This is a genomic window from Nocardiopsis sp. MT53, assembly GCF_019598965.1.
GTDB classification, from domain to species: domain Bacteria; phylum Actinomycetota; class Actinomycetes; order Streptosporangiales; family Streptosporangiaceae; genus Nocardiopsis; species Nocardiopsis changdeensis.
This window is the reverse complement of record NZ_CP080599.1, coordinates 3,446,138-3,458,045: the sequence shown is the minus strand read 5'-3', so window position 1 is coordinate 3,458,045 and position 11,908 is coordinate 3,446,138. Positions and strand designations below refer to the sequence as shown.

The 11,908-nt window shown below is 74.8% G+C and carries 12 protein-coding genes; 6 read left to right on the top strand and 6 right to left on the bottom strand.

The window, feature by feature from the left end; translation table 11 throughout:
• Window positions 1–15: 15 nt before the first annotated feature.
• Genes K1J57_RS15445 through K1J57_RS15435 form a run of 3 tightly spaced genes read right to left on the bottom strand, consistent with a single transcriptional unit; the run spans window position 16 to window position 3,632 of the window.
• On the bottom strand, window positions 16–156 hold the full coding sequence (locus K1J57_RS15445) for a hypothetical protein (protein ID WP_220565106.1): 141 nt from the start codon (window positions 154–156) through the stop codon (window positions 16–18).
• Window positions 156–2,012 (bottom strand): hypothetical protein, encoded by a 1,857-nt coding sequence (locus tag K1J57_RS15440; RefSeq protein WP_220565105.1) that lies wholly within the window; start codon window positions 2,010–2,012, stop codon window positions 156–158. The genes K1J57_RS15445 and K1J57_RS15440 overlap by 1 nt, the downstream gene beginning before the upstream one ends.
• Before the next feature lie 30 nt (window positions 2,013–2,042).
• On the bottom strand, window positions 2,043–3,632 hold the full coding sequence (locus K1J57_RS15435) for a GDSL-type esterase/lipase family protein (RefSeq protein WP_220565563.1): 1,590 nt from the start codon (window positions 3,630–3,632) through the stop codon (window positions 2,043–2,045).
• Window positions 3,633–4,174: 542 nt separating this feature from the next.
• On the opposite strand from K1J57_RS15435, the gene K1J57_RS15430 reads away from it, so the two are divergent.
• Window positions 4,175–5,080 (top strand): hypothetical protein, encoded by a 906-nt coding sequence (locus K1J57_RS15430; RefSeq protein WP_220565103.1) that lies wholly within the window; start codon window positions 4,175–4,177, stop codon window positions 5,078–5,080.
• A gap of 43 nt (window positions 5,081–5,123) precedes the next feature.
• On the opposite strand, the gene K1J57_RS15425 is transcribed toward K1J57_RS15430, so the two are convergent.
• Window positions 5,124–5,639 (bottom strand): NADPH-dependent FMN reductase, encoded by a 516-nt coding sequence (locus K1J57_RS15425; protein WP_220565101.1) that lies wholly within the window; start codon window positions 5,637–5,639, stop codon window positions 5,124–5,126.
• 642 nt (window positions 5,640–6,281) lie between these two features.
• On the opposite strand from K1J57_RS15425, the gene nagA reads away from it, so the two are divergent.
• Window positions 6,282–7,424, top strand: coding sequence for an N-acetylglucosamine-6-phosphate deacetylase (gene nagA / locus K1J57_RS15420; RefSeq protein ID WP_220565099.1), 1,143 nt, complete (start codon window positions 6,282–6,284; stop codon window positions 7,422–7,424).
• Window positions 7,425–7,523: 99 nt separating this feature from the next.
• Complete coding sequence (locus K1J57_RS15415; protein WP_220565098.1) at window positions 7,524–7,823, top strand: hypothetical protein; 300 nt, start codon at window positions 7,524–7,526, stop codon at window positions 7,821–7,823.
• A 176-nt stretch (window positions 7,824–7,999) separates the two neighbouring features.
• Here the strand turns inward: K1J57_RS15415 and K1J57_RS15410 are convergent, their stop codons facing one another.
• Window positions 8,000–8,578, bottom strand: coding sequence for a TetR/AcrR family transcriptional regulator (locus K1J57_RS15410; RefSeq protein ID WP_220565096.1), 579 nt, complete (start codon window positions 8,576–8,578; stop codon window positions 8,000–8,002).
• Between the two features lie 95 nt (window positions 8,579–8,673).
• On the opposite strand from K1J57_RS15410, the gene K1J57_RS15405 reads away from it, so the two are divergent.
• From K1J57_RS15405 to K1J57_RS15395, 3 genes are read left to right on the top strand one after another with little or no spacing between them, the layout of a single operon-like run.
• Window positions 8,674–9,657 carry an aldo/keto reductase gene (locus tag K1J57_RS15405; RefSeq protein ID WP_220565095.1) on the top strand — a complete coding sequence of 328 codons (984 nt, stop codon included), beginning with the start codon at window positions 8,674–8,676 and terminating at the stop codon, window positions 9,655–9,657.
• Window positions 9,658–9,664: 7 nt separating this feature from the next.
• A complete protein-coding gene (locus K1J57_RS15400; protein ID WP_220565093.1) occupies window positions 9,665–10,342 on the top strand; it encodes a hypothetical protein in 678 nt (225 codons plus the stop codon).
• Window positions 10,342–11,079, top strand: a complete 738-nt coding sequence (locus K1J57_RS15395; RefSeq protein WP_220565562.1) for a helical backbone metal receptor — start codon at window positions 10,342–10,344, stop codon at window positions 11,077–11,079. Before K1J57_RS15400 ends, K1J57_RS15395 begins: the two co-directional genes overlap by 1 nt.
• Here K1J57_RS15395 and K1J57_RS15390 read toward each other — a convergent pair.
• Window positions 11,057–11,842 (bottom strand): class I SAM-dependent methyltransferase, encoded by a 786-nt coding sequence (locus K1J57_RS15390; RefSeq protein ID WP_220565092.1) that lies wholly within the window; start codon window positions 11,840–11,842, stop codon window positions 11,057–11,059. The genes K1J57_RS15395 and K1J57_RS15390 overlap by 23 nt on opposite strands.
• Between the last annotated feature and the right edge of the window lie 66 nt (window positions 11,843–11,908).

Here is an 11,908-nt window from a genome sequence, read left to right as displayed (position 1 = left end):
ATGAACTCGGGCGGCCTAGCGGTCGCCGTAGTTGTAGAGGGTTTCGTTCACCGGTTCCGCGGTGGCGGTGGACTCGGTGGCGATGTTGGTGACCATGTAGGCCGACCCGCCAGCCAGAGCCGCACCGATCACGCAGGCGGCGATTACCTTGATCACTAGGGGATCTCCTTCCGCGCGCCCGGACGCCGTTCGACGCCGGTGCGCTGGAACCCGAGACTAGAACCTGATCTAGCTACAGACCAGATGATTGCCCCAACTGTAACTAACCCACAGGTAACTTCCAACCCCGAAATGTCCGCTTCTTCGGTGTTGATCGGCCCTGCGAGCACTTCCAAAAGGGTCATCTCAGGCCCCTCGACCACCACCGAGAACCCGTCCACATCAGACCAGAACCGGTTATCGACCGGGGCGGACACCGCCACGTACCGCACGCCCAGCGCCGCCAGCCCGGCCGCGTCCAGGGACTCCGGCAGCCCGGTCCGGGGATCGGGCCCCAGCACCGCGGCCGCCTCCCGCGCCAGCCCGTCCTCCCCGCGCACCACCACGGTCCCTCCGTCGGGGGTGCCCACCACCAGGTCGTCGTTCCAGACGGTGCGCCGGTCGAACAGCCTCGTCGCCGGGTCCAGCACCACCGCGGGCCCGCCCGACCAGTCGATCCCCCGGTAGGCGCTCCAGGGCAGGACCAGCACCGCCCCGGGCCGGTCGTCGGCGGCCACCGCCGCCTGCGCCGCGAGCCAGTCCCGCGGGTACTCCGCCGGCGCCAGCGCCCCCTGCGCACCCCAGAGCAGCCCGGGCAGCGCCACCACCGGCAGCACCGCCAGCCCCGCGGCGGCGGCAACCCCGGCGATCCGGCCGGCCGCCGGCGCCCGCCGCCCGCCCGGGCCCGCGGGCCCGGGCTCCGCCGAAGAACCGGGCTCCCCGGCGCCCCGGCCCGCCGCGCCGGCCCCGCCGTCCCCCGGACCGTCCGCGGTCCCCCCAGCGGGCCGGGAGAGCCACAGGGCCGCCGCCCCCAGACCCAGGGCCTGCACCAGCGCCAGGGGCGCCACATAGAGCTGGCCGTCGCGCAGCGGGCCGAACCCCGGCCACAGGCCGATCAGCCACGCGAGCACGCCCCGCCCCGGCTCGGTGGCGCCCAACAGGGCCACCCCGAATCCGAGCACCGCCGCCGCGGTCAGCCCCGGGCCGAACCCCGGGCGGTCCCGGTACAGCCACCACGCCCACCCCGCGACCGCGGCCAGGCACAGCGCCAGGCGCAGGGCCACCGCCACCGGGTCCCCGTACCCCGCCGGGACCGCGTGCGCGTTCCACACCCCGCCCAGCAGGAACAGCGACCCCGCCGTCCCCAGCGGGGTGTCGGCCCGCGGCGCGAACGCCTCCACCCCGGCCGGGTCGGTCGTCGCGCCCGCCGCCCCCGCCGTCAGCGCCGGCACCAGCCAGGGCAGCGACACCACGACCAGCGCCCCCGCCAGCAGCCCGCCGCGGCGCAGGCCGCCGCGCCCCCACAGCGCCACCGGACCCGCCGTCAGAGCGGTGAGCACCACCGAGGAGAACCCGCCCACCGCCGCAGGGATCAGCGAACGCACCACCCCCGCCAGCGGCCCGCGCGCCGCCCCCACCACCCAGGGCAGCCCGGCGTAGCCCAGCAGCATCGCCCACTGGCCCAGCAGCAGGCGCTCGGCCACGAACGGGTTCCACACGTACGCCGCGCCCGCCACCACCGCGGCCGCCGGGGACGGCATCAGCCGGGCCGCGCCCGCGGCGCCCACCACGAAGACCGCAGCCAGCGCCGCCGACTGCACCGCGTCCCCCGGCAGCACCCACGACAGCGCCGCCACCACGGCGTCGCTGGGGATCGCCCGGGGGAACCCGTCCGCCCCGCGCAGCACCGTCGGCAGCGACAGGTCGGGCACGAACACCATGTCGTAGCGCAGCACGTAGCCGGGCCCCAGCGCGGGGCCCAGTGCGAGCACCGCCGCGACCAGGCCCACCGCCCAGGGCAGCCAGCGGGACATCCGCGCCCTCCTCACCGGTACCACCGCGCCCTAGGGACGCGCCGTCAGGATCGAGTCGGAGAACCTTCCCTCGACGTAGTCGCGGTGGGAGCGGACGACGATCTCGTAGTCGCCCGACACCGTCACCGCCCACCGCGGGTCCTCGCCGGCCGAGCCCAGCGTGCGCCACCCCTCGCCGTCGTCGGGGCCCAGGCCGTCGCGCCGCTCGCACCGGGGGTCGCCGGGCGCCGGCGGCGCCACCGGAGGCTCCGGGTCCGGCCCGGGGTCGGGCCGGGGCGTCGGGGTCGGCTGCGGGTCCACGGGCCCCGGGCTCGGGTCGCCCCCGCCCGGCGGCGGCTCCACCGGCCCGTCGTCGGGCGAGCGCACCCCGTCGGTCGTGTCGGCCGGGGCCCGCCGGTCGTCGGAGAACGAGCACTCCAGCGGCCGCACCCACACCTCGTAGTGGGTGGCGTCCTCTACCCGCTCCCACACCAGGGTGGCGCCCCCGTCCTGGAGGCGGATCCAGGCGGGCCCCGGCGGCGGGTCCCCGCGCCACACCAGCTGGACGGGCTCGGAGGCCCGGCCGGAGTCGCGCCCCTTGAACGGGATCACGGTGAACTCGTACCGGGCCCCGCTGAACAGGCCCTCCACCAGCGCCGAGTACTTCCCGCCGTCCTCCTCGACCTCCAGCGGCAGCACCGTCTCGCCGTCGGGGTCGGGGGCCACCCTGCGCTGGGTCACCCGGTAGTCGGTCGCCCCCGGCACCGCCTCCCAGCTGAGCACCAGCCCGTCGTCGCCCTCCTCGTGCCCGGGCTCCGGAGCGGTCAGCGGACCGACCTCCATCTCGGGCAGCGGCCGCGGGTGGGCCGGCCCTACGCCCAGGGGGTCGGCCAGGGCGTCGGCGAACGCCGCGGCGATGCGCAGCTCCCCCCGCGCGTTCGGGTGCGCCTCGTCCCAGTTGTCCCGCGCGGGCGAGTACCCGTCGGCGACCCGGGCGACGACCACCGGGGAGTCGGCCGAGGTCAGCTGCTCGGCCAGGGCGACCACGCCCATGTTGAAGCGGGCGATCTCGGAGTTGGCCCGGGCGTCGTCGGCGGTCCCCTCCACCGGGGGCAGCTCGCCCACGACGAACCGCGTCTCCCCCTGGACCACCCGCACCGTCGAGATGGTCTCCCCGACCCCCTCCAGGGCGTGGTCGGCGGTGCCGCCGCCCAGGATGTCCTCCAGCCCGGACAGCAGCAGCAGGTAGTGCGGCTCGTACTCCGCGGCCAGCCGGGACACCTCGTCGGAGAGGTCCCCCGCCGAGTACCCCCAGCGGGCGGCGTGGTCGCGGTCGAAGTCGGGCACGGCGTAGGAGTCGTCGCCGAACTCCTCGCCGGCCAGGTCGTAGAGGTCGTCGTAGGGGCCCACGAAGTCGACCGCCACCTCGCTCCCGGTCAGGTGCCGCCACAGGTGGTAGCGCCAGGTGTGGTCGCCGCTGCTGCCCTGGGTGAGGGAGTCCCCGACGACCATCACCCTCAGCTCGCCCGAGGGCGGCCCGGGCACCGGGACCGGGCCGTCGGAACCCTCGTCGCCCCGCCCGGTCAGTCCCGGGGAGCCGGCCTGGATGAACAGCAGGGTGACGGCCATCGCCGCCAGCATGATGCCGAGCAGGCCCAGGGGCCCGGGTTCGAAACGGGAGGTGCCGGAGCCGCGGTGGCGCCAGGCGGCCAGCCCGCGCCAGGTGAGGGTGCGCCAGCTGACGTCCTGCCAGGTGAGGGTGCGCCAGTGCGCGAGGCGTTCGGTGACCGCGGCGCGCAGGGCGTCGCGGCGGCGGGCGAGCGCCTCCCGCGGCGTGGCCCGGGCAGCACTCGGCCCGGCCCCGCCCTCCGCCGAGGAGGACGCGGAGGCGTCCCCGTCGGGCCCACCCGGCTCCCGCACCGTTCCCCAATCCCACCGCCACAGCGGTATCGGAACGTGTTCTACATCAACATCCGCCACGCCCTCGACCGGTTGCCAGGGAGCGTCGGGCGTAATGCAAAGCTGGCCACACCAGACTAGAACTGGTTATATGGAGGCCGTCAACCCGAGCACACCCTTTCCGCGCGGAGAGGGCCGCAGAGCATGACGTTAGCGGTACGCCGTACCCGGCGCGACACCCCCTCCCGAACCCCGCCGCCCTCCCCGATCCGAAAGGCGCATCCGTGATCGGACTCGTGGTCGCCCTGCTGGCCGCCGTGGTCTACACCGTGGGCCTGACCGTGGAGCAGCGGGCCCTGCACGGCTCGGAGTCCATCTCCGTCAACCGCCCCCTGCACCTGGCCCGCGTCCTGCTGGGCAACCCCCGCTGGGTGCTCGGCTGCGTGTTCGCGGCGCTGGGCAGCGTCGGCCTGATCGTCTCCCTGGGCCTGGCCCCGGTGTCGGTCGTCCAGCCCGCCTTCGCCGCCGGGGTGGCCTGCGGCCTGCTCGTGATGACCCTCGTCCTGGGCGAGCGCATCACCCGCGGCGAGTACATCGCCCTGGGCCTGATGCCGGTCGCGCTGGGCCTGCTGGGCCTGTCCACCGCCGACGGCGGCGAGACCGGCACCACCGCGCACACCCCCCTGCTGGTCGGCGTCAGCGTGGCCACCGTCATCGCCTGCGTCGCCGTGATGGCGTTCGTCGGCGGCCGGGGGCGGTACGTGTCGGCCGCCGCCATGGGCGCCGCCGCGGGGCTCGCCCAGGGCAGCGCCGGCCTCCAGGGCAAGGGCCTGGGCGGGCTGATCAGCGACCACGGCCTGTGGAACGCGGTCGTCCCCGCGCTCCTCTCCCCGTTCCCCTACCTGTACGCCCTGGGCTGGGCGGTGGGGATCGTGCTGTTCCAGACCTCCATGCAGCGCTCCCGGGCCTCGATCACCGCGCCGGTGTCCAACGTGGTCGGGAACGTGTTCATGGTCGTGGCCGGCACCCTGCTGTTCGGCGAGAGCCTGCCCGACGACCCGGTGCTGCTGGGCCTGCGGATCGGCGGCTTCGCCCTGACCCTGGTCGTGGTGGTGCTGGTCCGCGGCAACGTGGCCCGGGCCGAGGCCGACACCAGCCGCAAGCGCGCCGCCACCCTCGTCGAGGGCTGACGGCGGCGCCAGGGCCCGGACGGGCCCCGGCCGCGGGCGGGCGTCAGACCGCGACGGAGACGGCCCGGCGCAGACCCGGGGCGGCGACGTCGGCCCAGGCCCGCACGACGCTCTCGGGGCGGTCGGCCTCGTCCTCGGACAGGATCAGGCCGGGCTCGGCGACCCAGGCGCCCAGGTCGGCCAGGAGGATCCGCAGGTCCTCCTCGATGCCGCGGCTGTTGCGCAGGTCGTCGACGACCGCCAGGGGCACCGCGACGGTGTGGCCCAGCCCCAGCTCGGGCAGGCGGTCGAGGAACACCTTGAGCAGCCCGGTGTAGGTGCCGTGCGCCTGCGGGGAGGCGACCAGCAGGACATCGCTCTCGCGCACCCTGGCCAGGGCGCCGTCGACGGCGGCGGAGGAGTCGGCGAGCAGCTCCGGCCCCAGGTCGCCGAGGTCGATGACCTCGGGCGCGTCGGCGACGCCGGCGCGGGCGGCGACCTCGGCGGCGGCCGCCAGGGCGGTGGAGCGGACGGAGGCGCGGGAACGGGGGGCGGCGACGAGCACGGTGAAGCGGGTCATGCGAGAACTCCTGGGTTCGGTCAGAGCGAGCCGGGATCGACCGGAGGGACCGTCGGGGCGGTGATCGGGACCTGGTTCCCCGACAGTGGGGACTGCGGTTCGGTGACACCGGAGAGGACCGTCGTTCCCCTTACCGACACGGTGCGCGGACCTCGTCGTCCAAGGCGGGGTGTGTCGGGTCTGGCAGGGGTGCTCCCTCGGACCGATGCACGGTCCGGGACCCAGAACTGGGAGAAGATGAGCGTCCGGTGTCTGCGAGGGTCGGGCCACGGGGTACGACCGTGGCGCGGGGCTGCGGGCCCCGCGTGGCGCTAGCTACGACAGAGCGCGCTCGCCTGCTGTCGGAGATCGACGTGCAGGCGCTGGACAAGCAGCTCACCGGCGGACATGCCTCCATCATGGGGCGGCGCGGCCGCTATCGTCAATGCGTGCCGGCGACCCGCCCCGGACCCGTTCCGCCCCGGATCGGAGGGTCCACCTTTCGGACAGGCGTCCCGAGGATCGGGATTTCCCAGCTCCGCAGGGGGTGCGCGGGCCGGAACGGGGGTGCACGACCCGCTTCCCGGAAGCCCGGTCACACGAATGTAATGTGCGACACACACGCCCTGCGCACGGGGTCCGAAGCGAGAGAGAGTCACGAACATGGTGCACGACCCCGTCACGCTCACCGGCGCGCGAGTGGTCACCCCCGACGGCGTCCACCGGGGCCGCGTCCGGATCGAGGGGGGCCGGATCGCCGCCCTGGAGCCCGACTCCGCCGACACGCCCTCCGGAGAGGTCCGCGACCTGGGCGGGGCCTGGGTGGCGCCGGGCCTGGTCGACGTCCACGTGCACGGCGGTGCCGGGCACGCCTTCCCCGACGCCGACCCCGAGGGCGCCCTGGCCACGGTCCGGTTCAACCGCTCCCGCGGGGTGACCTCGATGGTGGGCGGCCTGGTGGCGGCGACCCCCGAGGACACGGTCCGCCAGGTGGCGGCGCTGGCCGAGCTGTGCGACGCGGGCGAACTGGCGGGCATCTACCTGGAGGGCCCGTTCATCGCCAGGTCCAGGTGCGGCGCGCACGACCCGGACCTGCTGCGCGATCCCGACACCGCGGAGTTCGACGCCTGGCTCAAGGCGGGCCGCGGGCACGTACGCATGATCACCGTGGCACCGGAGCTGCCCGGCGCCCTGGACCTGATCCGCGCGGCCGCCTCCTCCGGTGTGGTGGCCGCGGTGGGGCACACCGAGGCGTCCTACGAGACGGCGCTGGAGGCCGTGGACGCGGGCGCGACGGTGGCCACCCACATCTACAACGCGATGCGCCCGCTGGGCCACCGCGACCCGGGCCCGATCGCGGCGCTGCTGGGCGACGAGCGGGTGACCGTGGAACTGATCCTGGACAACGTGCACGTCCACCCGGGGGCGGCCGGCCTGGTCTTCGCGGCGGCGGGCGCGGAGCGGGTGGCGCTGGTGACCGACGCGATGTCGGCGACCGGGCTGGGCGACGGCGAGTACACGCTGGGCGACCTGCGGGTGCGCGTGAGCGGCGGCGAGGCGCGCCTGGTGGAGACCGGGGCGATCGCCTCCAGCACGATCGTGCTCCCCCGGGCCGTGCGCAACGCCGTGGAGGGCCTGGGCGTGGGCGTCCCGGAGGCGGTGCGCTCGGCCTCGTCGGTCCCGGCCGCGGCGCTGGGGCTGGCCGGTGTCGGCCGGGTCGAGGTCGGCGCGCCGGCCGACCTGCTGGTGCTGGCGGACGACCTTTCGGTCGCCGAGGTGCTGTATCGGGGCGAGAGGGTCGAGTGACGGCGTGTCGCCACGACGCTTCGTAGTCGTTATCAGACGCTAGGTGACAATGGCGGTGGGACACCGACCCGGTTCCGTGACGTGAAAGGACCCACCGCCATGAGCCGATCCAGACAGGAAGAGGAGACCCGCGCACCCTCGGAGGAGCACGGGCACCTGGACAAACTGGCCGACGAGCTGTCCCGTTACGACGTCCGCGCGGACGTGGTGGACGAGCACGGCCCCTGCCTGCGGGTGAGCAACCCGGCGTCCACCTACGCGGTCGAGGACGTGATCTGTGAGCGCCGGGAGCACGACTACGCCTTCATCGCCTCCTTCGGCGTCTACCTGGGCAGCAGCGGCAGCCTCGGGGTCACGGCGCACAAGATCGCCTGGCTGGTGGGCGCGACGAAGGCCTGACCGATCGACGGCGGGGCGGTGCCGGACCGGCACCGCCCCGCCGTCGTGCACGGCCCTCCACGGGCCGCCCTTTACAACGTAGATTCCGATTTGCCCCATCCACCCGGATCGCCCGGATCCGACCGTTGCGCGATCCCGGGCCCCCGCCGCCGACGGTGGGGGCAGCGCCGGGGCGGTCAGGCGGGGCGGGTGCGGAAACCGTCGAGGAAGACGCCCGTGGCGAGGGCGCCCGCCTCCTCCACGCCCATCCGGCCCGCGATGACGAGGCCGAGCGCGCGCTCGACCAGGGCCGTGAACATCTCGAAGCGGACGTCCTCGGGGACGTCCGGGCGCAGCGTGCCGTCGGCGGCACCGCGGGCGAGCAGCGACCGCACCGGGGCGGAGATCCGCTCGTCCCCCTCGTCGATCCCCATCCGCCGCTTGTGCTCGTGCACCTCAGCGAGCCGCACCAGCGCCGCGTACTCCCGCCCCTCGGCCAGGAACGCCCGGGTGACCCGGGCCAGCCCCTCGGGCACGGGCACGCCGTCCACCCCGGCGTCGGCGATCCGCGTCCCCAGGCCCTCCATGACCCGCTCCACCAGCCCGGCCACCAGCGCCTCCCGGTTGGGGAAGTAGCGGTAGAGAGTGGCCCGGCTGACCCCGGAGGCCGACGCGATGGCCGCCATGCTCGCGGTCTCCCCCTGCTCCGCCAGCACGCGGGCCGCCGCGTCCAGGATGGCGGCGGCGATGTGGTCGCGCAGACCCGTTCTCTCCATGCCGGGCAGTCTAGATCCCTTCCACCCATTGACAGCCATGACCCCCCTTGAGACATTAGTGTCTCACACAGAGACAAGCATGAGAGGCGGTCGTCATGGAACGGCGACGGTTGGGCCGCACCGACATCGAGATCAGCCCCATCGGACTGGGCTGCATGCAGTTCTCCGGCACCGGGGCAGCCCGGGTCTTCTACCGCCCCATCGACCCGGCCCTGCCCCGGGCGATCGTCGGGGCCGCCCTGGCCGGGGGCGTCACGTGGTTCGACACCGCCGAGATGTACGGCAACGGCGCCTCCGAGCGGGCGCTGGCCGACGCGCTGCGGGCCAACGGGGTCGCCCCGGGCGAGGTCACGGTGGCCACCAAGTGGGCGCCCCTGCTGCGCACCGCGGCGAGCATCGGGCGCACCTTCCCCCGGCGCGCGGAGGCCCTGGGCGGCTACGGGGTGGACCTGCACCAGATCCACATGCCCAGCGGGTCCGTGTCCCCGCACCGGGCCCAACTGGACGAGATGGCGCGACTGCACGCCGCCGGGTCCGTCCGCGCGGTGGGGGTCAGCAACTTCTCCGCCGCGCAGATGGAGCGGGCCCACACCGTGCTGGCCGCGCGGGGCGTCGTCCTGGCCTCCAACCAGGTGCAGATCAGCCTGCTGCACCGCGACATCGAGCACAACGGCGTCCTGGCGACCGCCCGCCGCCTGGGGATCACGCTCATCGCCTACGCCCCGCTGCGCATGGGGGTCCTCACCGGCCGCTTCCACGAGGACCCCTCCTCGGTCGCCGCGCTGCCGCGCATCCGCCGGCTCGCCGTCCCCGAGTACCGTCCGCGTGGGCTGGCCCGGTCCGCGCCGCTCGTCCGGGAGCTGCGGGCCGTCGCCGACGCGCACGGCGCCACTCCCGGCCAGGTGGCGCTGGGCTGGCTCACCTCCTACTACGGCGACACCGTCGTGGCCATCCCCGGTGCCTCCAGCGAGCGGCAGGCCCGCGAGAGCGCGGCCGCCCTGGACCTGCGCCTGGGCGACCGGGAGCTGGAGCGCCTGGCCTGCCTCTCCGGCGCCGGGCGTCGTAGGGTCGGTCCATAATCGGCGTATGAGCACCCCCTTCGACGGCCTGAACCCCGAAGACGTCCTCGGCGAGGTCCTGGAGGACCTGCGCGTCCAGATCGCCCTGGGCACCGACACCTTCGACGAGATCGTCGGCTCCACCATCGAGGACTACGTCATCGACGGCCTGGAGCACTACGTCGACGACCCCGGCCTGCTGCCCGAGGCCGACCGGGACCGGACCCGGGCCTGGCTGGTCTCGGTCCTGGACGCCGAGTTCGCCGCCCACCTGCGCTCCCAGGGCGAGGACGACGGGCCCGGCGACGCCGAACGGCTGACCGCGGCCTTCGGGGAGCTCGACTCCGCCGGGGTCGTCGCCCGGGAGAACTTCGAGTGCTGCAACACCTGTGCCCACTCCGCCATCCGCGGGGAGATCGAGGCCGAGAACGCCGCCCGCGCGGCCGGGGGGCTGGACCCGGTGCACGGTTTCGTGTTCTACCACGCCCAGGACGCCGAGCGGCTCCAGCCCTACCTGGGGTTCGACGCCGTCGGGACCACCGGGGTCGAGGCCAAGACCGCGGTCGGCCACGAGATCGTGGAGACCCTGCGGCGGCACGGCCTGGACCCGGTCTGGAACGGCGACCCGGGGCAGAAGATCCTGGGCCCCTCCCTGGTCCGGCGGCGCACCGGCCGCCTGGCCGACCACCCGAGCCGGAGCGCCTGATCCCGCGCCGAGACGACCTGGGGCACCCGGTCCCCCTGCCGGACCGGGTGCGCCGCGCCGTGTCCCTCGTCCCCTCCCTGTCCGAGGCGCTGGCCGCCACCGACCCCGGCGTCCTGGTGGGCGTCACCGACTGGTGCCCCCCGGTCCCCGGCGCGGAGCGCCTGCGCGGCACCAAGAACCCGCACGTGCGGCGGATCGTCGAGCTCGCCCCGGACCTGGTCGTCGCCAACAGGGAGGAGAACCGGGAGCGCCACGTCCGGGAGCTGCGCGCGGCCGGGATCCCCGTGTGGGTGACCGACATCCGCACCGTCCCCGGAGCGCTGGCCTCCCTGCGCCGCCTGCTGGACGCCTGCGGCCTGGCCGACCCCGGCTGGCTGGCCGAGGCCGGGCGGGTCTGGGCCGCCCCCGCGCCCGCCGCGGGGCCGCGGGTGGCCGTCCCGGTCTGGCGTGACCCGTGGATGTTCGTCGGCTCCGACACCTACGCCCACGACGTGCTGACCCGGCTGGGCGCCGTCAACGTCCCGGCCGCCCTGCCCGGCCGCTACCCGGAGGCCTCCCCCGGGAGCGTCGGTGCCGACCTCGTCCTGCTGCCCGACGAGCCGTACCCGTTCGGCCCCGGCGACGGCCCGGAGGCGTTCGACGTCCCCTCGGTGTGCGTCTCGGGCCGCGACCTGACCTGGTACGGCCCGGCGATGACCGCCGCCCGGGCGCGCCTCAGCTCCGTTCTGGAACGGTGACGCGGATCTTCGACTGCCCGTGCGGCAGCTCCTCCCAGTCCTCCATGAACCGGGCGCGCAGACCGTGCTTCTCCGCCAGGGCGACGAGCGTCTCGGTGCGGTAGTAGAAGTCCTCCCGCAGCACGTGGTGCTCGGCCCCTTCGGTGCGGTCGAACGTGAAGTCGAAGAAGCCCCCGGGGGCGAGCACCCGCTCCACGTGCGCCAGGCACTCGTCGATGACCTCCAGGGGCGAGTGGGAGAACACGCTGTGCGCGTGCACCACGTCGAAGTGCCCCTCGGGCAGGAAGTCGAAGGTCAGGTCCCGGACCAGGGTCAGGTGCGGCAGTTTGTGCTGCAGCCCCCGCGCGGCCAGCGTCTCCTTGGCGGAGATGAGGATGTCCGGGGAGATGTCGATCCCGTAGTACCCGCCGGCGTCCAGGTGGTCGATGAACCGCCACCCGGCGCGCAGGTTGCCGCAGCCGATCTCCAGCAGGCGGTGGCCGGGCCGCAGTCCGTGGCCGACCAGGTAGTCGAACTGCATCCGGCCCAGCTCCAGCCACCGCTCCTCGTTGCGGCTGCCCACGGCGGCCTTGGGATCCCGGGCGGTGTCGGCGGCCATCACCGCCCGGTAGTAGGAGACGTGGTCCCGGTGCCGGAGCCGCAGGCCCAGGTCGCGGGCCGAGCGGCGAAGGTAGGGCCCCACCTTCGCCGGGTTGCGCAGTGCGTAGCGGACCTTGTGCAGCAGAGAGGCCCGGTTGCGGTTCAGGGGGGCGGAGGAGGACATCGTGGGGCTCCCATCGAACAGAGACGGAGGAAGTCCCCGAGGCTACCCACCCCGCCGGGGAAACAA

What these genes read in the sequence shown, in the direction of transcription:
- K1J57_RS15440 (WP_220565105.1), bottom strand. Translation starts at nt 2,012, where the DNA reads ATGTCCCGCTGGCTGCCCTGGGCGGTGGGCCTGGTCGCGGCGGTGCTC.
- K1J57_RS15435 (WP_220565563.1), bottom strand. Translation starts at nt 3,632, where the DNA reads ATGCTGGCGGCGATGGCCGTCACCCTGCTGTTCATCCAGGCCGGCTCC.
- K1J57_RS15425 (WP_220565101.1), bottom strand. Translation starts at nt 5,639, where the DNA reads ATGACCCGCTTCACCGTGCTCGTCGCCGCCCCCCGTTCCCGCGCCTCC.
- nagA (WP_220565099.1), top strand. Translation starts at nt 6,282, where the DNA reads ATGGTGCACGACCCCGTCACGCTCACCGGCGCGCGAGTGGTCACCCCC.
- K1J57_RS15415 (WP_220565098.1), top strand. Translation starts at nt 7,524, where the DNA reads ATGAGCCGATCCAGACAGGAAGAGGAGACCCGCGCACCCTCGGAGGAG.
- K1J57_RS15410 (WP_220565096.1), bottom strand. Translation starts at nt 8,578, where the DNA reads ATGGAGAGAACGGGTCTGCGCGACCACATCGCCGCCGCCATCCTGGAC.
- K1J57_RS15405 (WP_220565095.1), top strand. Translation starts at nt 8,674, where the DNA reads ATGGAACGGCGACGGTTGGGCCGCACCGACATCGAGATCAGCCCCATC.
- K1J57_RS15400 (WP_220565093.1), top strand. Translation starts at nt 9,665, where the DNA reads ATGAGCACCCCCTTCGACGGCCTGAACCCCGAAGACGTCCTCGGCGAG.
- K1J57_RS15390 (WP_220565092.1), bottom strand. Translation starts at nt 11,842, where the DNA reads ATGTCCTCCTCCGCCCCCCTGAACCGCAACCGGGCCTCTCTGCTGCAC.